The sequence below is a fragment of the uncultured Flavonifractor sp. genome (genome assembly GCF_944385615.1).
GTDB lineage: Bacteria > Bacillota > Clostridia > Oscillospirales > Oscillospiraceae > Flavonifractor.
The window spans coordinates 1-19,851 of sequence record NZ_CALWXV010000016.1; the positions used below are offsets into that span (position 1 = coordinate 1).

19 protein-coding genes and 1 other RNA gene are annotated in these 19,851 nt (G+C 52.0%); 9 read left to right on the forward strand and 11 right to left on the reverse strand.

What is annotated here, in order from left to right:
- Window positions 1-450 precede the first annotated feature (450 nt).
- From Q0J75_RS05990 to Q0J75_RS06010, 5 genes are read right to left on the reverse strand one after another with little or no spacing between them, the layout of a single operon-like run.
- Complete coding sequence (locus tag Q0J75_RS05990) at window positions 451-3,417, reverse strand: type I restriction endonuclease subunit R (protein WP_297198131.1); 2,967 nt, start codon at window positions 3,415-3,417, stop codon at window positions 451-453.
- A gap of 18 nt (window positions 3,418-3,435) precedes the next feature.
- Entirely contained in the window at window positions 3,436-4,614 is a 1,179-nt protein-coding gene (locus Q0J75_RS05995) for a protein kinase domain-containing protein (RefSeq protein ID WP_297198134.1), read from the reverse strand.
- Window positions 4,614-5,954 (reverse strand): restriction endonuclease subunit S, encoded by a 1,341-nt coding sequence (locus tag Q0J75_RS06000; RefSeq protein WP_297198137.1) that lies wholly within the window; start codon window positions 5,952-5,954, stop codon window positions 4,614-4,616. The genes Q0J75_RS05995 and Q0J75_RS06000 overlap by 1 nt, the downstream gene beginning before the upstream one ends.
- A complete protein-coding gene (locus tag Q0J75_RS06005) occupies window positions 5,951-7,960 on the reverse strand; it encodes a type I restriction-modification system subunit M (protein ID WP_204650116.1) in 2,010 nt (669 codons plus the stop codon). Before Q0J75_RS06005 ends, Q0J75_RS06000 begins: the two co-directional genes overlap by 4 nt.
- A gap of 22 nt (window positions 7,961-7,982) precedes the next feature.
- Window positions 7,983-8,675, reverse strand: coding sequence for a helix-turn-helix domain-containing protein (locus tag Q0J75_RS06010; protein ID WP_297198143.1), 693 nt, complete (start codon window positions 8,673-8,675; stop codon window positions 7,983-7,985).
- A 192-nt stretch (window positions 8,676-8,867) separates the two neighbouring features.
- Between Q0J75_RS06010 and Q0J75_RS06015 the strand changes: the two genes are divergently transcribed.
- The 4 genes from Q0J75_RS06015 to Q0J75_RS06030 all read left to right on the forward strand — a co-directional run bounded on the left by Q0J75_RS06015 (window position 8,868) and on the right by Q0J75_RS06030 (window position 10,287).
- The gene (locus Q0J75_RS06015; RefSeq protein ID WP_275951050.1) at window positions 8,868-8,993 is read left to right on the forward strand and encodes a hypothetical protein; all 126 of its coding nucleotides are present in this window, start codon (window positions 8,868-8,870) and stop codon (window positions 8,991-8,993) included.
- Window positions 8,932-9,279, forward strand: a complete 348-nt coding sequence (locus tag Q0J75_RS06020; protein WP_363315713.1) for a cysteine-rich VLP domain-containing protein — start codon at window positions 8,932-8,934, stop codon at window positions 9,277-9,279. Before Q0J75_RS06015 ends, Q0J75_RS06020 begins: the two co-directional genes overlap by 62 nt.
- Window positions 9,280-9,395: 116 nt before the next feature.
- Window positions 9,396-9,794 carry a replication initiator protein A gene (locus Q0J75_RS06025; RefSeq protein ID WP_257592660.1) on the forward strand — a complete coding sequence of 133 codons (399 nt, stop codon included), beginning with the start codon at window positions 9,396-9,398 and terminating at the stop codon, window positions 9,792-9,794.
- A 319-nt stretch (window positions 9,795-10,113) separates the two neighbouring features.
- Window positions 10,114-10,287: a hypothetical protein gene (locus Q0J75_RS06030; RefSeq protein ID WP_297198149.1), complete on the forward strand. Its 174-nt coding sequence runs from the start codon at window positions 10,114-10,116 to the stop codon at window positions 10,285-10,287.
- A gap of 700 nt (window positions 10,288-10,987) precedes the next feature.
- On the opposite strand, the gene ssrA is transcribed toward Q0J75_RS06030, so the two are convergent.
- From ssrA to Q0J75_RS06050, 4 genes are all read right to left on the reverse strand, one after another.
- Window positions 10,988-11,335, reverse strand: a transfer-messenger RNA (tmRNA) gene (gene ssrA, locus Q0J75_RS06035).
- Window positions 11,336-11,401: 66 nt separating this feature from the next.
- Window positions 11,402-11,923: a peptidylprolyl isomerase gene (locus Q0J75_RS06040; RefSeq protein WP_297198152.1), complete on the reverse strand. Its 522-nt coding sequence runs from the start codon at window positions 11,921-11,923 to the stop codon at window positions 11,402-11,404.
- A 42-nt stretch (window positions 11,924-11,965) separates the two neighbouring features.
- Window positions 11,966-12,439: an SsrA-binding protein SmpB gene (gene smpB / locus Q0J75_RS06045; protein ID WP_297198156.1), complete on the reverse strand. Its 474-nt coding sequence runs from the start codon at window positions 12,437-12,439 to the stop codon at window positions 11,966-11,968.
- A gap of 62 nt (window positions 12,440-12,501) precedes the next feature.
- Complete coding sequence (locus Q0J75_RS06050; protein ID WP_297198159.1) at window positions 12,502-12,996, reverse strand: adaptor protein MecA; 495 nt, start codon at window positions 12,994-12,996, stop codon at window positions 12,502-12,504.
- A gap of 157 nt (window positions 12,997-13,153) precedes the next feature.
- On the opposite strand from Q0J75_RS06050, the gene Q0J75_RS06055 reads away from it, so the two are divergent.
- The 5 genes from Q0J75_RS06055 (at window position 13,154) to Q0J75_RS06075 (ending at window position 18,486) form a co-directional block, all read left to right on the forward strand.
- On the forward strand, window positions 13,154-13,690 hold the full coding sequence (locus Q0J75_RS06055; RefSeq protein WP_297198162.1) for an NUDIX hydrolase: 537 nt from the start codon (window positions 13,154-13,156) through the stop codon (window positions 13,688-13,690).
- A 15-nt stretch (window positions 13,691-13,705) separates the two neighbouring features.
- Window positions 13,706-14,416 carry a response regulator gene (locus tag Q0J75_RS06060; protein ID WP_297198165.1) on the forward strand — a complete coding sequence of 237 codons (711 nt, stop codon included), beginning with the start codon at window positions 13,706-13,708 and terminating at the stop codon, window positions 14,414-14,416.
- A gap of 74 nt (window positions 14,417-14,490) precedes the next feature.
- Window positions 14,491-16,281, forward strand: coding sequence for an ATP-binding protein (locus tag Q0J75_RS06065; RefSeq protein WP_297198168.1), 1,791 nt, complete (start codon window positions 14,491-14,493; stop codon window positions 16,279-16,281).
- Window positions 16,268-17,620: a hypothetical protein gene (locus tag Q0J75_RS06070; RefSeq protein ID WP_297198171.1), complete on the forward strand. Its 1,353-nt coding sequence runs from the start codon at window positions 16,268-16,270 to the stop codon at window positions 17,618-17,620. Before Q0J75_RS06065 ends, Q0J75_RS06070 begins: the two co-directional genes overlap by 14 nt.
- A gap of 41 nt (window positions 17,621-17,661) precedes the next feature.
- Entirely contained in the window at window positions 17,662-18,486 is an 825-nt protein-coding gene (locus tag Q0J75_RS06075; RefSeq protein WP_297198175.1) for a hypothetical protein, read from the forward strand.
- Window positions 18,487-18,755: 269 nt separating this feature from the next.
- Here Q0J75_RS06075 and raiA read toward each other — a convergent pair whose 3' ends face one another.
- Together raiA and Q0J75_RS06085 are read right to left on the reverse strand one after the other, a co-directional pair.
- Entirely contained in the window at window positions 18,756-19,301 is a 546-nt protein-coding gene (gene raiA, locus Q0J75_RS06080) for a ribosome hibernation-promoting factor, HPF/YfiA family (protein ID WP_297198179.1), read from the reverse strand.
- A gap of 99 nt (window positions 19,302-19,400) precedes the next feature.
- Window positions 19,401-19,820, reverse strand: a complete 420-nt coding sequence (locus Q0J75_RS06085) for a DUF134 domain-containing protein (RefSeq protein ID WP_297198182.1) — start codon at window positions 19,818-19,820, stop codon at window positions 19,401-19,403.
- Window positions 19,821-19,851 lie beyond the last annotated feature (31 nt).

Consider the following 19,851-nt stretch of genomic DNA (forward strand, 5'->3'; position numbering starts at 1 on the left):
TTGACACCGACGATTTCAGCCATTTTAACCTGAGATAGCTTGACACTTTCCCGCAGAAACCGCAGCCTTTCTGCTACCTCTTTCAAAAGATACACCCCCTGTCTGTTAACTTGATTTTATCAGATAACAGGATAACATTCAACCCCATATCAACATAATATTGTGAGGTCAAACCAGAAAGAAATGCAGGTCTATGCGATACAGTCCCGGAAGTCAAACATATAGGCGCGCAAGCAATGCGTGTGGATAGCCACACACAAATCCGGCAAGCAATGCGAGTGTTAATACACACTCACATTTCCTGCCGTCTGCTTGTTGAGGGCAGCGCCCCCAAACCCCTTTTGATCGCAGAACTTCATTCTGCGGCTGCGCGTTCTGCGAACGCTTTTTTATTTAGAATTACCCCTATGCCACAATTCAGGACATAGGGGCAATTCTACTGCGGTTTTCTCAATTCTGAGACGGCGTTTGATAAGGCTTTCCTTCCTTATTGTAAGTCAAATTAAACACCAGATCTGACAACCATTTTTTGAAATCGGGATTATCCTGAAACTGCTTGAACAGTTCCATATTGTCAGCCATGATGCTAAAAATAACCTGCTGCAAAGCACGCTCACTTTCAATACGAGCATTTTGCTTATCGGAGTTTTTCATAGCATTTTGATAGTGCTCATCCTTGGAGACCATAGCCGGAATCTCAAGAATTTGACGGCGGACATTATCCGCATCATTCCAATCTATGTTGCCAAACATATCATTAAATGTTGTCAAGATGGCAGAGAGCAAATCCATCTCTGGCTCTTTTTTGGCTCCAATCTGACCCGTCGGCACAGGGGCCACTTCTGCATCTTCATCCTGAAGCACAAGAGAAATACATTCCTTAGCCTCTAAGCGATAGCTATCCAGATCAATCGCCTCTAAAATCCCCTGTGTAAAATCATCCTCTGGCGGAGACGGCAGTTTCGGGATAAGCAGATTCAAGAAAATCGAGAGCTTTTCCCAATCAGGATTTCCATAAGGGAGAATAGCCCCCAGGAATCCATATGTACGCACAAAGGATTTGGCCGCACTTTTAAATTTGATTTGTCCGTCGACATCCAGTTCTTTGTATGCAGCAGCACAAGCATCCAGAATAGGATCAAGTCGATCCCGCTCGGCACCGTCGAGGTAGAGATTGACCAGTTTCTCTACATGATCCTGTGTGAATACCTGATACTCCTCCATCGCGGCAATCAGGTCATAGAGTTTATTGGGATCAGTTTCATCCGACAGCAATGTGGTGCGGTAGTACCGAGAAAAAGCCTCTACAATTGTGGCTGAATCATTGGCGAAGTCCAAAACAAAAGTATCGTGCTTCTGCGGATGAGCGCGATTGAGCCGAGAGAGCGTCTGCACGGCCTTTATGTCAGAAAGTGGCTTATCCACATACATGGTGTGCAACAGCGGTTCATCATAGCCTGTTTGGAACATATCCGCCACAATCAAGAAACGATAGGGATCTTGCTTAAATGTCTTTTGGATTTTGTTATCTGGGAATCCATTCAGCCCCGCAGAAGTCAATGCAGGCTGCTGACCGTGAAATTCCTTTTCGCCAGAAAACGCGATGATTGCTTCATAAGGACTATGCCGAGCAGCTAAGCATCTATTGACCGCATAGTAGTATTCAATGCAACGCTCAATATTGCTGGTGATAATCATTGCTCTAGCTTTTCCACCAATTTTACCCTTGGCAATCACTTGTTCGTGAAAATGGCTGACCATCATTTCAGCTTTTTGCTCAACTGTAAAAGACTGATTTTCTACAAAGGCACGAAGCTTCTTTTGAGCTTTTTTCTTATCATAGAGTGGATCGTCCTCCACGGTCTTTTTTAAGCGATAAAAGCTGTCGATAGGTGTATAGTATTTGAGTACATCCAGGATAAAGCCCTCTTGGATTGCCTGTTTCATGGTATAGACATGGAACGGGCGATGCTTGATTTTATCTCCCTCTTGGTACGGGGTTCCGAAGGTCTCGAGGGTTTTATTCTTAGGTGTGGCAGTGAAGGCGAAGTAGCTGGCGTTTTTCAGCAGCTTGCGTCCTTCACACATGGCATTGATTTTATCCTCATTATCCTGTTCTTCCTCAGAAGCCAACCCAGACAGGGCAAGGTTCATCTTTGCCGAGGTGCGCCCACTCTGACCGGAATGGGCCTCGTCGATAATGATTGCGAAATGGTTATCCTTGTGCTGTGTGCCAATGTCAGAAAGGACAAATGGGAATTTCTCCACGGTGGTAATGATAATCCGTTTCCCAGCCTGAATTGCCTTTCTCAAATCACTGGAATGTTCTGCCCACGCCACGGTGCTGCTCACCTGCATAAACTGCTTGATGTTATCCCGAATCTGCTTGTCCAGAACTACTCGGTCTGTAACGACGATAACACTGTCCACAAGCAGCTCACCATCGTCCGATTCCAGTCCTATGAGCTGATGGGCCAGCCAAGTGATTGAGTTGGATTTTCCGGAACCGGCACTGTGCTGAATCAGATACCGCTGCCCAATACCGTTTGCCTTCACATCTGCTAGCAACCGCTCTACCACATCCAGCTGGTGGTATCGAGGAAACACCTGCGTATATGTTTTCTTTTTGGTGTCCGGATCTTCCTTTTCCACCACTTGGGCGTAGTTTTCAATAATGCGGGCCAGCTTCTGTTTGGTCAGAATGTCCTTCCAGAGATAATCGGTCATCATGCCGTTTGGATTGGGCGGATTCCCCGCTCCATCCTTATATCCCTTGTTGAACGGGAGGAACCAGCTGGCTTTTCCGTCCAGCTTGGTGCAGAACTTGATCTGCGCATCGTCAACCGCAAAATGAACCATGCAGCGTTTGAACTGAAACAGCAGTTCTTTGGAATCGCGGTCATGCTGGTACTGATAAACGGCATCGTCCACATTCTGCTTGGTGAGCTGGTTTTTCAGCTCAAATGTAATGACCGGCAGACCGTTGATAAACACGCATAGATCCAAGGCCAGCCTTGTGGCGTCCTTGGAGTACATCAGCTGGCGGGTTACACTAAAAATATTCTGCTCGAACATCTTACGGGCGGCCACATTTTTGGCGGTGGGGGTCAAGTAGAACATGACCAAATCCACCGGATACACCTTGATTCCCTTGCGCAGGACATCTATGATTCCACGTTTGGCAATTTCACCTTGCAGACGATTGAGAAACTGCTGCTTTTTTTGCTCACTTTTGAACACGCCCAGCTTGTCCATCGCATCGCCCTGTGTGGACTGCAAAAAGCGAAACAGGCGTGTTTCGTCAATCGCATAGTCGCGGTTATAGTCGGCATTGGTACCCTGCTCATATCCGTTGTGGTTGACCAGCCAATCCACGATTAAAGTTTCAATGCCAGATTCTTTTGTGTTGGTTGGCATAGTGTCACCTCGTTTTGTTTAGAATGGTAATTCATCATCAGGAATTGCGACTGCAATTGTAGACAGTTTTGATATGATATTTTGCAGTATAAGTTCCTTCGTTTCCATGCTGTAAGACTCATACCACGTTAAAAAGGCTTTTACCGCTTCGCAGGGAATACCAACACTATTGTCATACCTGTACGAACACGAAACCACACTGCTAATAACATCTGCATTCTTTTGGATGTACTCTTCAAAAATATTGCTTTGTAATGCCTTTTGTAATTTCTCGCTAAATGATTCCGGCGAAGTATTAAATTGGCGTTCTGATGTGTACTGTGTCAAAGATTTGTATAAGTTATCAACAAAGGAATGATAGATCTTCTTATCTTCCTCTGAGATATTGAGTGCCACAAACCCACGCTTGCTGATAGCTTTTCGGATTTCTTCAAAGCTGGAGTATCTATCCTCCGGTTTTTTCTGCATCATCTTATCGAGAATGCTTTGATAAGAAAAATTCATCTCATCAGGATGCTCCGCTTCTCTCATCAGGCGATTAAGTAGCTCCGCCAAATAAAACATATCTGTCAGAGATGTATATTCTTTGTCGTAATATTCCTGCGGTAATGTATCAGCATTGCGCCTGTTGATTTGCGAACGCAAACTATCATCAGCTTGTGTCGACTCAACAAGTTTTCCAATTCCAAAATCAATTACTTTAACCGTACCTGACTTATCAATCATGATATTTCCTTCGCGGATGTCACGATGAATGACATGGTGTTTTTCCATATACGCAAAGGCATCGATCAACTGAACAAAAATATTATCAGGCGTCGGGTCATCGCACAAAATCGAATCAAGTTCTTCATATTCACTTAGATATTTATCGATCGTTTTTCCGTCTATAAATTCCATCAAAATATATCCTCTATAAATATTCTCATAAGCATAGTAGTTATAGATGCGGACGATATTTCTGTGATTAAGTTTATAGAGTATTTTGATTTCATCAAGGAAGTTCTTGTAAAATTGCTCCCTTATTTCGTCATATTCTGGCTCATACTTTTTTGCAACAAAGAGTTCGTCAATATACGGATCTTTCAAAACAACGGTTTTGCCAAATGATCCGCCGCCCAGATCATTATTAACCATGATATAGTCTTTTTGTTTGACAAACTCAATAATATCTCCATTTTGCTTCTCAATGGCCATTATTCCACCTCCATCTCGTCCTCTGGTTCTTCGGCTTCATCTGCCAGTTCCTCGACTAACTCAAAATCCGGCACATCAATGCTCCGCACATCAATCTGGCCTGTGACAACATCAGAAATCAGACGAGTACGAAGTTCATGCAACAGCTCAATTTCTCTGTTTAAGGCGTTCTCAACTGCCGAAGCCTTTTTAGCCTGAGCGTCGATATATTGCATGATTTCTTTTTGTTCCTCGATGGGCGGTACAGGAAGATAGATCGTATAGAAATCTTCTGTATAGAGCCGCCAAAATCCTTCGATAATACCACGCACTCGAACCCGCAGTTCACGTCGACACAAGGCGCTTTTCAACACCATTTCTCCAAAGGACGGAATTATTCTTTCTGTATTTGGTATCAAAACAGTGTAGTCCGGACTGATTACTCCGAATTGTGGCGCTAATGCAAATACTCCCAGATGGGCCTTCAAACGATTTAACACCAGATCATCTTGATAGCACAGCTTTCCGCCAGCATATGATTCCGACAGCATACGGCGCTCATCCAGTTGGGAGTCAGGAACCAAGCCGTACTTCTGGCTCATTGACAGGTGCGTTTCCATACCTTCTTTTGACCGCTCATCTCTTTCCCTAAACAGGTATTTGCAGCGAATAGCCGACCAGTGGCTGGGGATATCGCCAATCCAAGCGATATGACTGTCTTTGCAGCCAACATCACTATGTACGCCCTTTGTGATTACTTCGCAAATCAATTTTTGTTGCTGTTCTCTCAACACTTGAATCTGTTGTTTTTTTGCGGCAATTAACCGATTGATTTTAGAAGTCTGCCATTCCAGATATCGTACAATCTGATCTTGTTCCTTATGAGATGGGCATGGAACATACATATTTCTAATATCTTTGTACCCAATCGACTGACGAACGCCTCCTCCCATGCCATAAAAAACTTTTCGGATATCGTACGCATGAAGTAAGTAGTGTAGATATGCTGAATTGCTTAATGGGCAAAGGCAAGTATATGCAGATGTTATAATCCCAGTTTCTTTTGCTAACCCTGTTCTCAAACTCGTATGATCATTTTGTAGGTCTGTTAATCTTAGTATAATATTTCCTTTACGGATGACCTGGTAATTGTTATAGTTTTCTGGCACCAATCCGGCGCTAAGATTTTTTTTGCGTATTATATTTCCATAACTCAGTGACATTACCGCAAAATCTATATTTTCCGGCTTCCTATCCTTTTGCTCTTTGGCAACTTGAGAAAGAAATTTCCATTCCCATTTTTGTGGAATTTGAGGCAACCAAAATAGCCCCGTGTCTTTATATACCTCGTATCTTCTCATTGCTCAACTCCTCCAAGAATCTCCGCCAGCATACCATCAGTTTCAGATTCCAACTTTTTGAGGTCGTTTACGATTTCCTCCATGCTACGCAACTGCACCGGCTGATAGAAATACTTGGTAAAGGACAGCTCATAACCAATCTGGGTTTTCTTTTCGTCTACCCAGGCATCCGGCGCATATGGCAACACCTCGTTTTTCATAAAGGCATCGATCCCGCCCTCATAAGTAAAGGGAATCATCTCTGTGTCCCGCAGGTCGGTATCAGGTTCTCCGTCAACGGGCTGCGCCATGGGATCTTTCTCCGTGATAAAGGGACGAATCTTTTTCAATGCGGCCGCTTTTAGCTTTGTGGCCTTGGAAAAAACCGTCCAATCATCGGTAGGGGTTCCTGCCGGGACAGAGCGGATTGCTTTCTGTACTTGCTCCAACTCCTCCGCCTTTTTGAAAGTGTCGGCAGGAATCGTTCTGTCAGGGTACACCCGCAGGCGAAGAGGGCGCTCGACAGTAATGGACCAATATCCGAATTCCCGGTTGTCAAATACACGGCTGACGGAGCTTTCTTCCATCTCCATGAAAATCCGCATGATTTCATCCCGGAGCTCCGGTGTCAGCTCGCAGTTTTTCTCGCCCATGTTTTTACGCAGCGGGGATTTCATAGCCGTGGCATCGATCAGCTGAATCTTTCCTTTGCGGCGTTCTTCTTTTTTGTTGCTCAGCACCCAGATATAAGTACCAATCCCTGTGTTATAAAACATTTTTTCCGGCAGTGCAATTACCGCTTCCACCAGGTCACTCTCAATGAGGTAACGGCGGGCATTGCTTTCGCCGGAACCTGCATCACCGGTAAACAGAGAGGAACCGTTGTGAACTTCTGCAATGCGGCTGCCCAGAGGGGTATCCGTCTTCATCTTCGCCGCATTATTCAGCAGGAACAGCAACTGGCCATCACTGACACGGGGGATCATGGCAAGCTGAGTGCCATCCTCCAGGTAGGCATTGAAACGGCTGTCCAGGATGTCTTTTTTGCCGCCCATCTTTTCTGCGTCCACTTTCCATGTCTTTCCGTAAGGAGGATTGGACAGCATAAAATCAAACTGTCTGGTGGCGTTACCATCCATCGACAGCGTAGAGCCATAGCTGATATGCTCTGCTTGTTTTCCGTCACCCTTCAGCAGCATATCCGCTTTGCAGATGGCATAGGTCTCCGGCTGCACTTCTTGGCCAAACAAGTGAATCGAAACCTGCTTGCCGGTTTCTTCCGCCAGTCCCAGCAGGCGATCCTGCGCCACGGTCAGCATACCACCCGTACCGCAGGCTCCATCATAGCAGGAATAGGTGGCATCCTTGATCTGGTCCTTGATAGGAACAAAAATCAAATCTGCCATCAGTTCCACCACATCACGAGGTGTGTAGTGTTCACCAGCTTCTTCGTTGTTGGCCTCGTTAAACTTGCGAATCAGTTCTTCAAAGATAGTGCCCATGGCGTGGTTATCCAGTCCCGGCAGCTTGATCTCGGTTTTGCTATCATCGGTATAAACCGGATTAGGGCTGAGGTTGATTTCCTTCGACACAAATTTTTCAATGACTGCGCCCAGAATATCGGCTTCGATCATTGTGTCAATTTGGTTTCGGAACTGGAACTTCTGCAAAATCTCCTGTACATTTGGAGAAAAACCGTCCAAGTATGCGGTGAAATCGGCTTTGAGCTGCTGTTGCTTGGCGCGGGCCGTCAGATCACGCAGACGGAAGGGAGAAGTGTTGCAAAACGCCTGTCCAGCAGCTACACACAGTGCCTCCGTTTGATTGGTAATCCCCGCAGCATCCAGTTTGGCTTTCATGTCCATAACCTGCTGTTTCGTATCCTCCAAAACAGCATCCAGACGGCGAATCACCGTCATAGGCAAAATCACATCACGATACTTGCCACGCACATATACGTCGCGCAGACAGTCATCAGCAATGCCCCAAATAAAGCTCACAATCTGGTTGTGAATCTGATTATCCATATTAGCAACCTACTTTCTTTGTTTAGTTCTTCCTAAATTCATCATATAGTCGCTTCGGCAATTTTCGCAGATAAGAGTTCAGTACGCCAATAGCATTTTCCATGTGGACTTGGGAAATTACATCATTCTCAACCGGAAAGTAACCATATTTGTTCATCAACAGGCGGGCTTCTTCCAATTTTTCAGCATTTCTCTCACGCCGTTTTGTTCCAAAAGCATCACTGCTCAGTGCGTACAGATAGTACGAAAATAAGCTCTGCTTGATCTTCTCCATCACAATTTCAAACTCCATACTGGTGAGAAAATCATTTAGAATTGCCGTATCCTGCTGTGCATATATTTTCGGATCTTCCTCACTGCTAGAATCTTCCTTGCATCGAATCAATTCTTCAATCGCCCCGTCGCACAGACCCAACTGCTCAGAAATATTGTGGTATTCCTGTTTGCGAGAGTTAGACAGTCCCAGCAGATACTCCACCGACACATCGTAAAAATCCGCAAAGGCGACCAGATACTCGATGCTCATGCTGCGGGTACGGCCATACAGAGGATGGACAGGATCGTTGATTTCATAATTTTTGAGATTTGTATGGCTGATGTTGACGCCACGCTCTGCAAGCTGCTTGGAAAGCTGTTCAAAGGACAGCTTTTTTTCTTTACGAAGATCTTCCAGCCGCTCTTTGGTCAGCGCCATCCGTGCTTCGTCATACAGCATGAGTTTATCCTCCTATCCGTTTATAAACTATAATTTACAAACGTGCGTTTTCTGAAACCAAAATAATTTGTGGTTGATATACCGCATTCAGGCTTTTTCTGCGGTACAATTCAATTAGAGTTTACGGTTTACGTTTATTATAAACCATAAATCTCACAAAATCAATTCTCTACATGAAATGGAGGAAAGCGCATGGAAAAATATCTGCATATGCTGCAACCACAAAGCTGGGAGGAAAAACAATTTGTTGATTCAAATGACACCCAAGCAAAGGAGAAAAGCCAATGCGCTGATTCGAAAATCTTGCTGCAATTATGACGGCGGCAATTGTATTGCGCTGGATGATGGCGAGCCTTGTGTCTGTGTACAGAGCATCTCTTATTCTCTGTGCTGCACCTGGTTCCGGGATTGGGTTCTGCCAGGTGCTCCGGCTTTACAAGCTGAAATCACCAGTCCCAAAGGATTGAAGCGATGCGCAGAATGTGGTACGCCGTTTCTGGCAAAATCCAACCGTGCCAAGTATTGTCCCGATTGTGCCCGCAAGGTACACCGCCGTCAGAAAACAGCAAGTGACAGGAAACGGAGGTTGAATACGGACAAATAGAGCTTCTAAAAGCCGGATATATGCTCGGTTTCCAGCCTGGCAATCATGGAGATGAATAGCAATACCCCTTATCGCTCAGAAATCACGTTCTAATTGTCCGCATGGAGGTACCTGTCATGGCTACAAAACCCTTTTACATTCATCAGAAGCCACCGGCCCAAAGTTTTATACGACTGCCCAATTTTCTGTTTGAGGCACCAAGTTTTTGCTCCTTGTCAAGCGAAGCCAAACTGTTGTATGCGATGATCCTGCGTCGAACGGATTTGTCCCGCAAAAACGGATGGGCCGACGATTATGGCAAAATTTATCTGTATTACCCCATCAACGAGGTGTGCGAGCTGCTGCACTGTGGCCGTCAAAAAGCGGTGGACACGCTGCGGGAGCTGCAATATGCAGATCTTGTATCCATCAAAAAACAGGGGTGTGGAAAACCCAACCGTATCTACCCAAAACACTATGAAGCGGTTTCGAACACCGACTTCAAGAAATCCGGTTACGGAACGCCGGAAGTCTGAATAATGAATTCGACAAGTACAGTAATCCGCTTTCTTGAAGTGCGAAAACCAGACGGTAGATAAAAAGAAAAAGATAAATATACCCAGTTTAATTCGATTCATTCCCTTCCTATCCGAGCTATTTTGTGCGGGCTTTTCCGGCGAAAACCCCGGAAGGGAAGGGATGGGAAAGGAGCTCTATGAGAATTTTCTCAGGCTTTAAAATTATCTGTTTCCCCTCTGTGTATGGGAACAATCTTTCGCAGCTGTGTATCGCCGGGAAGGAGTGTGAGATGGACTGAGTTGAGCCGGAAAGGTTTTGCTGTTGGGGCAATACACTATGTCCAGCCAAGAAAAACGTCAAAATCCATATGAGATCGAACTGCCACAGTCCATCATTGATTCCTTCGCCCGATTCCTTGCACCTGAAATCCAGAAATTATATGCCAGCGAAGAAGGGCGGAAGGAATTGGAAACATGGAAAAAGAAGTATTCTGATAAAAGTGAGGAGTGAAGTAAAGTTCAAAGATAATATGCAAAGGGACGCCCTATTTCGGGGCGTCCCTTTTTGTTTTGTCGCAGTAATGAGGAGGAACGGTTTGTTCCATGGGGGCATTTCTCACACCTGAGATGGATAGGCGTTTTGCCTACCCGCTCATGTTCGGTGCGTCGCGTTTTGCGACGTACCAGTCGGAATCAGGGGTGTCCCTGTTTCACAGTACCTTTACGGTGTAAAGGGGTGCGAAATTTGAACACCCTTTTGGAGGGATAGTACACCATAGCTATCGTCCCGAGTAAGGGGCTTCCATTTTGGAAACCCCCTTTTGGGGAAACTTATATCGCCGGATGGGATGGTATATTGCCACCTCATAAGGGTGTAACGATTCGTCACATCCCTGCAAAGGGGGCGGCGTTTTAGCGTACCCTTCAAAAGTGTTCGCAGAACACGCAGCCCCAAAATGAGTTCTGTGTTCAGTGGGGTTTGGGGCATAGTACCCAACAAGAGGAAAAGTGAGTGTGTGTTAATACTCGCATTGCTTGCGACGATCTATCTATTATGATTGGGCAATGAATCCCAATAGGGCATAAGCATACAAAAAAACCGAGGACCAAGGTGCATAGTACCTTGGTCCTCAGTTTCTGTTTTGACATCACAGCCACACCCTTACGGCAAAGCCGCCTTTGAAAAAGTAGGTGTTCGTGTAATGTCCATCTGGTGGAGGCGGGGGGAGTCGAACCCCCGTCCGAAAACGCTTCCTCGGGAACTTCTCCGGGCGCAGACGGTCATTTACATTCCCTCACCCTGGCGTAGGCCGTCAAACTACAAGGCTCGGTAGCTTCATTGTTCATGGTGCGCTCAAAGCTTTGCGCACACACGTGCACCACTCGACGACGCCCCATCCCGGCTCGTGGTCCTTCCGGGCGGGACGGCCGCTAATTAAGCAGCGGCGAGAACGACGTTATCGTTGTTCTTTAATTTATAAGTTGCCCGTTTTTAGGATGTCAGGCACATCCGCCCGCTATTCCCGCCTCTACGTCCCCGTCGAAACCAGTACGCCCCCATGGAGCGGCGCGGCTGAGCCGCGCCGCGACAGGTAATATACTTTATTTCTGTGGGTGAGGCAGTCTCAGCACTTCTCCGGAGCGGGATACTCCACACCAAAGGTCTCCACGGTAACCGACTTCATCCGCTGATCCTCATAGGGCCGGTCCATCCGGTCCCGCTTGGCGCCCACAATGGCGTCGGCCACATCCATGCCCTCAATCACCTTACCGAAGGCAGCATACTCGCCGTCCAGGTGGGGGGCCTTCTCTACCATAATGAAGAACTGGCTGCCGGCAGAGTTGGGATGCATAGCCCGAGCCATGGACAACACGCCCCGGTCATGCTTCAGGTCGTTTTTCACCCCATTGTGGGAAAACTCACCCTTGATGGAGTAGCCGGGACCGCCCATGCCGGTGCCCTCGGGGCAGCCGCCCTGAATCATAAAGCCGGGAATGACCCGGTGAAAGATCAGGCCGTTATAAAAGCCGGACTGGACCAGGCTGATAAAGTTGTTGACAGAATTGGGCGCCACCTCGGGGTAGAGCTCGGCCACCATCTTGCCGCCGTTCTCCATCTCAAAGGTCACGATAGGATTCTGAGCCATGTGGATCTCCTTCCTTTCTTCGGGGCATCAAATCCCCGCCGTTCAATAACCGCCGCGGCGGTGAGCTTTCATGGTGCGGTCCATCTCCCGCTTGGCATCTCTGGCAGCGGCGGAATCCCGCTTGTCGTAGAGCTTTTTACCCTTGGCCAGGCCGATCTCCAGCTTGACTCTGGGGCCCCGGAAGTAGATGGACAACGGAACCAGCGCGTATCCGTCCTGCTTGACCTTGGCAAACAGTTTGAAAATCTCCCGCTTATGCATCAGCAGCCGGCGGGGGCGCAGCGGGTCCTTATTAAAGATGTTACCCTTTTCATAGGGGCTGATGTGCATCCCATGGACGTGGATCTCCCCGTCCTTGATGATACAGAAGGAGTCCTTCATGTTGACATGGCCCTGGCGGATGGATTTGACCTCGGTGCCCGCCAGCTCAATGCCCGCCTCGTACTTATCCTCGATAAAATAATCGTGGTAAGCCTTGCTGTTCTTGGCGACCACTTTGACACCCTTGTGCTCCATTCCGCCACCTCCCAACCGGGACAAATCTTCTGAGAATATATTATACCATACCTGTCAATAGCTCAGCCAGGAAAATATGCCAGCAGTCCGGTAAGGGCGTCAGAGGGGAGTACCGTCCGGCCATGCTCGGCCAGACTGGCCTCCAGATGAGGCCGGTCGGTCTCGCCCCGGCCAAACTCCGACAGCCGGGCGGCGGCCTGCTCCTCCTCCACCGGCAGGGAGAGCCACCACCGCTCCCCCCACCACAGCAGGGCTGCGTCCGGCCTGGGAGTCGCCACGGCCCGGGCGGCGGCGGCCAGATCCTCCAGACTGTCAAAGGAAAACCAGCGCCGCTCCGGGGCGCGGACATGGGCAAATACCAGCACGCCGCAGGATTCTGGGTATGCCTCGATCTCGATGGCCCCCTCCAGATCCATCCCCGCCTGCCGGAAGGCGGTGCGGGTGAGCTCCAGGGCCTGCTCCAAAGTCAGACCCGCCGGGGTCAGGCCGTGCTCTTTCAGATCGGCGGGGGTGATGTACAAGGCAACGCTGGCGCTGCCGATGGGCTGGATGGTCATAGGCTACCTCCTCACATGGTCACAGACGATTATACCGGCTGGGCCGGGCGGCGTATAGCTGTAATGATTGGCGGGATTGGAAAAGCTGAGGGTGGCACAGGTGCCGGGATTATGATATAATGCTCCTATCCTATTGAAGAAAAAGGGGATATGCCGGATGGAACTGTGGGAAAAGACCGTAGAGAGCCAAACGCTTTTTGAGGGCAAGATCGTCACCCTTAAGCTGGACAAGGCCCAGCTGGTCAACGGACGTGTGACCGGGCGGGAAGTGGTGGAGCACCCTGGCGGGGTGGCCATCCTGCCGCTGTTTGATGACGGTACGGTCAGCATCGTGCGTCAATTCCGCTACCCCTTCCAGGAAGTGGTTACCGAGCTGCCTGCCGGCAAGCTGGAAAAGGGGGAGGACCACCGCCCCGCCGCCCTGCGGGAGCTGGAGGAGGAGGTGGGGGTCACCTGCGGCAAGCTGACCTATCTGGGCTGCCTGTACCTCTCCCCCGGGTTCTCCACTGAGGTACTCCATATGTATCTGGCCCAGGAGCTGAAGCAGGGAGCCTGCCACCCGGACGACGACGAATTTCTGGAGGTGGAGCGGATTCCCTTCTCCCAGCTGGCCGATCAGGTCATGTCCGGGGAGATCACAGACGCCAAGACGGTGGCCCTGGTGCTGAAGGTCAAGCAGCTGCTGGGGCTGTAAGGACAGGAGGTTACCATGAGCAAGCGTATTCTGATCGTGGAGGATGAGAAGAATATCGTGGACATTCTCAGCTTTAATCTGGCTAAGGATGGTTACGAAACGCTGGAGGCCTATGACGGTGAGGCGGGCTTGCAGCTGGCCCTGGAGCAGAATCCCGACCTGATCCTGCTGGATCTGATGCTGCCCAAGATGGACGGCTTTGACGTGTGCCGCAGTCTGCGCAAGGAAAACCGCAGCACGCCGGTCATCATGCTCACCGCCCGGGAGGAGGAGACTGACAAGGTCCTGGGCCTGGAGCTGGGGGCTGACGACTACATCACCAAGCCCTTTTCCATGCGGGAGCTGCTGGCCCGGGTCAAGGCCAATATCCGCCGCAGTGAGATGGTATCCGGCGCGCCCATTCCGCCCCCCACTCCCTCGGGCAGCCGGATGGAGCTGGGCCGCATTTCCATTGACCCCGACCAGATGATGGTCTATAAGGATGGCCGGGCCCTGGATCTGACCCAGCGGGAGTATGAGCTGATTAAGTTTTTGGCTGCCCAGCCCGGCAAGGTGTTTTCCAGGGAGGCTCTGATGGAGCACGTGTGGAATTACGAGGGCTATGTGGGCGATGTGCGGGCAGTGGATGTAGCCATCCGCCGCCTGCGGGAAAAAGTGGAGGACGACCCAGCCTCTCCCCAGTTTGTGGTGACCCGGAGAGGACTGGGGTACTATTTCAACGCCTGACAGTTTCATAAGGGCGGGGCTCTGTCCCCGCCCATCGGTTTTTATCTTTCAACCAGAGAGGAGTGGTCCACGGTATGTTTCGCAGCCTGCACATGAAGCTCATGCTCATCATGACGCTGCTCATCATCCTGCTGATGACCGTTGTGGGCGCATTCCTCATCAACTCTGTGGCCAATTTTTATACCCAAGACTTTTATACCCAGATGGCCGAGGCCTTTCAGGACGAGGTTTTCTGGGCCGATTTGAATACCCCCACCTCCGATGAGGAGGACGGCGCGGCCAGCATTGCCGAAATCCTCAACGCCTATAACGGCACCCTTGGAGTAGACAACCGCAGCCGGAAGTATTATGTGCTGGACGGCACCGACGGTCACTGGCTGGCGGGCTCCGACGAGCAGGACGCCGACCAGCCTTTAGACCTGGACTCCCGCAACCTGATGCAGGTGCTGGCGGGCGCGGAAAAGGGGGACGACAGCACTCCCTCCGCCTCTTACATGGATGTGGCGGTAGCTGTTCAGCGGGGAGAACAGCGCTATATCATCTATGTCCGGGACGACGGTACCAACGCCGCCGCCCTGAACCGCGAGCTGATTACCCTGATCGTGGAGGCTCTTGGCTTTGGTCTGGTCATCTCTGTAATGCTCTCTTTCCTGCTGTCCAAAACCCTTATCACCCCCATTGAGCGGCTTACCGAGGGGGCGGAGCGGGTAGCCAACGGGGACTTTTCCCAAAAAATAGAGGTGGCCTCCCGGGATGAGATCGGTATCCTCACCGGCACCTTCAACGACATGGCCCGCCAGCTCCACCACACCCTGGAGGAGGTGGAGAACGAGCGCAACAAGCTGGGCACTCTCTTTCTCCACATGACCGACGGCGTGGTGGCCTTTGCCCGGGACGGGGCGGTGATCCAGTCCAACCCCGCTGCCGAGGAGCTGCTGGGCATGGCCATCCCCATCGGAGGCAGCGTCAACTATGACACCCTATTCTCCGACATCGCCCCCCTTCAGGGGGTACTGGCAGTGGAGTCCCCCGGCTATCTGGACGGGGTGCGCAATGTGGGGGGCAAAAGCCTGGAGCTGCTGCTCACCCCCTTTGACCAGGAGCGGCTGGGTGGCGTTCTGGTGGTGATCCATGACGTCACCGAGCAGCACAAAACCGAGGAAATGCGCCGGGAGTTTGTGGCCAACGTGTCCCATGAGCTGCGCACCCCCCTGACCAATATCCGTTCCTATGCGGAAACTCTGGTGGATAACGCGGGAGAGCTGCCCCCCGACACAGAAAAGAACTTTTTGGGGGTCATTCTCAACGAGTCCGACCGGATGACCCACATCGTCCAGGACCTGCTCACGCTGTCCCGGTTCGATTCCGGCCGGTCGGAGCTGAAGCTGGCTCCCTTCTCCTTTGGGCAGGCAGTACAGGACGTGTACAACGCCATTTTGATGGAGGCCCAGCGCCACGGTCATCAGGTGGAGCTGAAGCTGCCCGATACCCTGCCGCAGATCGTGGGGGACCGGGAGCGCATTGTCCAGGTGATGATGAATATCGTCTCCAACTCCATCAAATACACCCCCGACGGCGGCCATATCCGCATCTCTGCCGGTCAGTGGCCCGCCAAGGTGTGGATGGAGGTGGCAGATGACGGCATCGGCATCCCCAAGGAGGACAGGGGACGTATTTTTGAGCGGTTCTACCGGGTGGACAAGGCCCGCTCCCGGGAATCCGGGGGCACCGGCCTGGGGCTCTCCATCGCCAAAGAGATCATCGACCGTCACGAAGGCATCATCGAGCTGCTGGACCGTCCGGGTCCTGGCCTGACGGTGCGCATCACCCTGCTGATGGAGGGGCCGCGCCATGCAACAGAGTAAGCCCAGACGCCGCCGGAGGCGGCGCAATCAGGGAGTGGAGCGGCTCAAGACGCTACTGATCGTGTTGCTCTCCCTCTCCGCCGTCTATCTGACCGGCCTTGCTCTGATTCAGAATGAGGCGGCCTCCGGCACACAGGGACTGCTGGGGGGACTGATCTCCCTCTTCCACCCCACCCACGCCGATTCCACGCTCAGCTCTGACAGCGGCGGACAGCTTACCGCCGCCGCCCGGCCGGTGCGCATTGCCCTGTACGACGGAGAAAACCGGTACGCCGTTCAGTACGATACCACCCAGACCGACAAGCTGTATGACAGCGTGGGAATTCTGTTGGGAGAGGCGCTGACCAGCGCCGCCCGGCCCGTCTCAGTACCGGAATCGGATTGGCGGACCGCCCTCCAGTCCCCCGGCATCTGGTTTGACTTCCTGGGCCATATCCCGCTGGAGACCCTGAGCGCCTGGACCGGAGAAGGGAGCGGAAATACCGCCCTCACCGGCTCAGTCCGGCAGATCGCGGTGGCCCGGGTGGACGGCGAGGTGCGTCTGTACTATCATAATGAGAGCGACAGCCTGTATTATGCCTGCGAAACGGCGGTGGTCTATGAGGGCCACATGGATCAGCTGCTGTCCGGCTACGGCGGAAACGGCACATTTTTTGTCTTTGAGCTGGGGGAGGACAGCGGCTACAGCGGTCTGGACCCCTATATGCTCCTCTCCGCCGCCACTCCCACGCCAACCGTCTACCGCGCTTCCAATCCCCTGTCCAGCCTGGATGACACGCTGATTGGCACGTTGCAGCAGGCCCTCTCCTTTCAGACCTCCTACTACCCCATCCCCAACGGGATCCGCATCCGGGAGGGACAGGAGACTCTGGAGATCAGCAGCACGGGCACCGTCTCCTACAGCACGGCGGAGGGTACCGCCTCCCGCTATCCGGTTGGGAGCGAGAGCGGCTATGATGTTACAGAGATCGTAGAGGCCACCCGGAAAATGGCCGCCGATACGGTGGGCAGCTACTGCGCCGCCGCCCGGCTCTATCTGATGGCGGTGGAAAAGACCGACGACGGTCTGGAGGTCCGCTACGGCTACAGCCTGAACGGGGCGGAGGTCAGCCTCCCCGGCGGGGGATGCGCCGCCCACTTTACCATTCAGGATGGACAGATCACCGCCTTTACCCTCTGTTTCCGCCGGTATGAGGATGCCGGACAGACCAGTTTGGTCCTACAGGAGCGGATGGCGGCCGCGGCGCTGGACGCCCTCTCCCCCGAGGGTCGGGAGCTGCTGCTGTGCTACCGGGACAACGGCGGAGAGACCGTCCAGGCCGGCTGGGTTGCCAAATGACGCCCCTGGGGCCCCAGCGGGCATGAGACAGCGAGGTTGCTATGGAATGGTCGAAACTGAAAAATGTGATCCTGCTAATGCTGCTATGTGTCAACGCCATCCTGCTCCTGCTGGTAGGCAGTCAGGCCAGAGTGAGCACCCGATATCAGGAGGAAACCAAGGAAGCAGCCCTGTCCGTGCTGGAGCAGGGGGGCATCTCCTTTCTGCTGGATGAGCTGCCCGATGACTTAACCCTGCCGGTGGTGACGGTCACCCGGGACCGGTCCAATGAGTCCGCCATCGCCTCTGCTTTGTTGGGAGAGGTAACCCTTCAGGAACAAAACGAGGTGCGCCCCCGCTACTCCGGCCAAAACGGCACGGCGGAGTTTTCCATGAACGGCAGCTTTACCATAACCCTTCAGCCCGGTGTGTACACGCTGGACGGTCATGATTATGACAAATCCAGCCAAAGCTGTCTGAAAACCATGGGCCTTTCCGGCACGCTGGCGGACAAGCGCCTGGACGGGTCGGAGACGGTGCTCACCTACTTTCAAAATTGGGAGGGCGCCCCGGTCTTTTCCTGTCCCGTCACCCTGCGCTGGCAGGGGGAGGACCTGATCCAAATTGAAGGTTCGCGTTTGGAGGGGACCGCCGCTTCCTCAACGGAAGAGGCGCTGCTCTCCACCTCCACCGTGCTGGTCCGCTTTCTGGCAGGGGTCAACGCCGGTGGATATGTATGCAGCCGCATCGAGGCCATGACCCCCGGCTATCTGTCCAGCAGCACCACCACCCGGCAGGTCCAGCTGACTCCGGTGTGGCGGTTTACCACCGATACCGGCGCCTATTATGTGGACGCCCTTACTGGCGACTTCACCCCGGCGGAATAGGACACCGCCTTACACACAAAAAGTTCCTTTGTAAAAGTGCCTCGCAGAGTTCCGCCGCCCGAAGGCGGCGGAATGAAATCAAAATTTGTCATTTCCAAGGACATGCGCCTTGGAAATGACACTTCTCATGATGGATGGGGTGACAATTTCGCAAGAAATCGAACTCCATCCATCATGTAATCTTTTGTGGAAAAAGACTTACGGTCTTTTTCCACAGTCTTAAAAAGCGGGAGCGGCAAAAGCCGCTCCCGCTTGGATTTTATGCACCTTTAATCCTCGTCCACAATGAGTCCGTAGTCTCCATCGTTGCGCTTATACACCACAGCAAACCGACCGTCCTGGTCGATATCCTTAAAGGCGAAGAAGGTGTGGTCTACCAGATTCATCTGGAGCACCGCCTCGTCTACCGTCATGGGCTTGATGGGGAAACGCTTGGTGCGGACAATCTTGAAGTCCTCTTCATCGGTCTCCGGCGCGAAAGAGGAGATCTCCTCCATATCCACGCTGCGGGAGAAGGCGTCCTGACGGAGGCGCTTTTCCAGCCGGCTCTTATTCTTGCGCAGCTGGCGCTCCACCGAGGAGACGGCCGCGTCGATGGTGGCAAACATATCAGAGGTGCTCTCGGCCACACGGATGATGGTGCTGCCGGAGCGGATGGTCAGCTCCACATTGTTGCGGTCCTTTTCCACGCTGAAGACGATGGCGGCCTCCGTATCCGCCTTAAAATAACGGTCTAACTTGCCCACCTTTTTCTCGGCGTAGGCATGGACCTTGTTGGGCAGATTGATCTTCTTGTCTGTGAACACGAACTTCATCGTTTTCAACTCCTTCCACCCTCCGAGGAGGGATTGGGTCGCCGGACCGGTCCGGTTCCCTGTTCTGATTATACCACGAAGTACGCAGATTGTCACAACTTATTTCAAAAAATTTTGTGAACTTTGCCCAGCGCATTTTACCCCCTCAGAAGGGGCACAGCCACCGCACCCGCAGCGCCCTCCCCCGCAGCCTCTGCGTGCGCAGTCCCGGCCTGGACAGACCTCCCCCTGCGGACACAGGGTATAATCTCCCCCGGCAATGGCCAGACGCCGTCCCTCCACCAGAGCCAGGGCCAGCTTCCGCCGGGCGGTGTCGTACACCTGCTGCACCGTGGACCGGGCCACCCCCATCTGGGCTCCACATTCCTCCTGAGTACAGCCCAGCAGGTCGATCAGCCGGATGGCCTCGTATTCCTCCACCGCCATCTCCACCGTACCGCCAGCCGTTCCCTCCAGCGGACCAAAGGCACGATGGACGGGCAGGGCACAGATACGGCGGCACTTTTTTGGTCTTGCCATGGGCCTCCCTCCTGTTCTTGCCTCCAGTGTA

Bases quoted from the DNA above. Each gene is read 5' to 3' on its own strand.
- Q0J75_RS05990 (WP_297198131.1), bottom strand. From the start codon at position 3,417: ATGCCAACCAACACAAAAGAATCTGGCATTGAAACTTTAATCGTGGAT.
- Q0J75_RS05995 (WP_297198134.1), bottom strand. From the start codon at position 4,614: ATGGCCATTGAGAAGCAAAATGGAGATATTATTGAGTTTGTCAAACAA.
- Q0J75_RS06000 (WP_297198137.1), bottom strand. From the start codon at position 5,954: ATGAGAAGATACGAGGTATATAAAGACACGGGGCTATTTTGGTTGCCT.
- Q0J75_RS06005 (WP_204650116.1), bottom strand. From the start codon at position 7,960: ATGGATAATCAGATTCACAACCAGATTGTGAGCTTTATTTGGGGCATT.
- Q0J75_RS06010 (WP_297198143.1), bottom strand. From the start codon at position 8,675: ATGCTGTATGACGAAGCACGGATGGCGCTGACCAAAGAGCGGCTGGAA.
- Q0J75_RS06015 (WP_275951050.1), top strand. From the start codon at position 8,868: ATGGAAAAATATCTGCATATGCTGCAACCACAAAGCTGGGAGGAAAAA.
- Q0J75_RS06020 (WP_363315713.1), top strand. From the start codon at position 8,932: ATGACACCCAAGCAAAGGAGAAAAGCCAATGCGCTGATTCGAAAATCT.
- Q0J75_RS06025 (WP_257592660.1), top strand. From the start codon at position 9,396: ATGGCTACAAAACCCTTTTACATTCATCAGAAGCCACCGGCCCAAAGT.
- Q0J75_RS06030 (WP_297198149.1), top strand. From the start codon at position 10,114: ATGTCCAGCCAAGAAAAACGTCAAAATCCATATGAGATCGAACTGCCA.
- Q0J75_RS06040 (WP_297198152.1), bottom strand. From the start codon at position 11,923: ATGGCTCAGAATCCTATCGTGACCTTTGAGATGGAGAACGGCGGCAAG.
- smpB (WP_297198156.1), bottom strand. From the start codon at position 12,439: ATGGAGCACAAGGGTGTCAAAGTGGTCGCCAAGAACAGCAAGGCTTAC.
- Q0J75_RS06050 (WP_297198159.1), bottom strand. From the start codon at position 12,996: ATGACCATCCAGCCCATCGGCAGCGCCAGCGTTGCCTTGTACATCACC.
- Q0J75_RS06055 (WP_297198162.1), top strand. From the start codon at position 13,154: ATGGAACTGTGGGAAAAGACCGTAGAGAGCCAAACGCTTTTTGAGGGC.
- Q0J75_RS06060 (WP_297198165.1), top strand. From the start codon at position 13,706: ATGAGCAAGCGTATTCTGATCGTGGAGGATGAGAAGAATATCGTGGAC.
- Q0J75_RS06065 (WP_297198168.1), top strand. From the start codon at position 14,491: ATGTTTCGCAGCCTGCACATGAAGCTCATGCTCATCATGACGCTGCTC.
- Q0J75_RS06070 (WP_297198171.1), top strand. From the start codon at position 16,268: ATGCAACAGAGTAAGCCCAGACGCCGCCGGAGGCGGCGCAATCAGGGA.
- Q0J75_RS06075 (WP_297198175.1), top strand. From the start codon at position 17,662: ATGGAATGGTCGAAACTGAAAAATGTGATCCTGCTAATGCTGCTATGT.
- raiA (WP_297198179.1), bottom strand. From the start codon at position 19,301: ATGAAGTTCGTGTTCACAGACAAGAAGATCAATCTGCCCAACAAGGTC.
- Q0J75_RS06085 (WP_297198182.1), bottom strand. From the start codon at position 19,820: ATGGCAAGACCAAAAAAGTGCCGCCGTATCTGTGCCCTGCCCGTCCAT.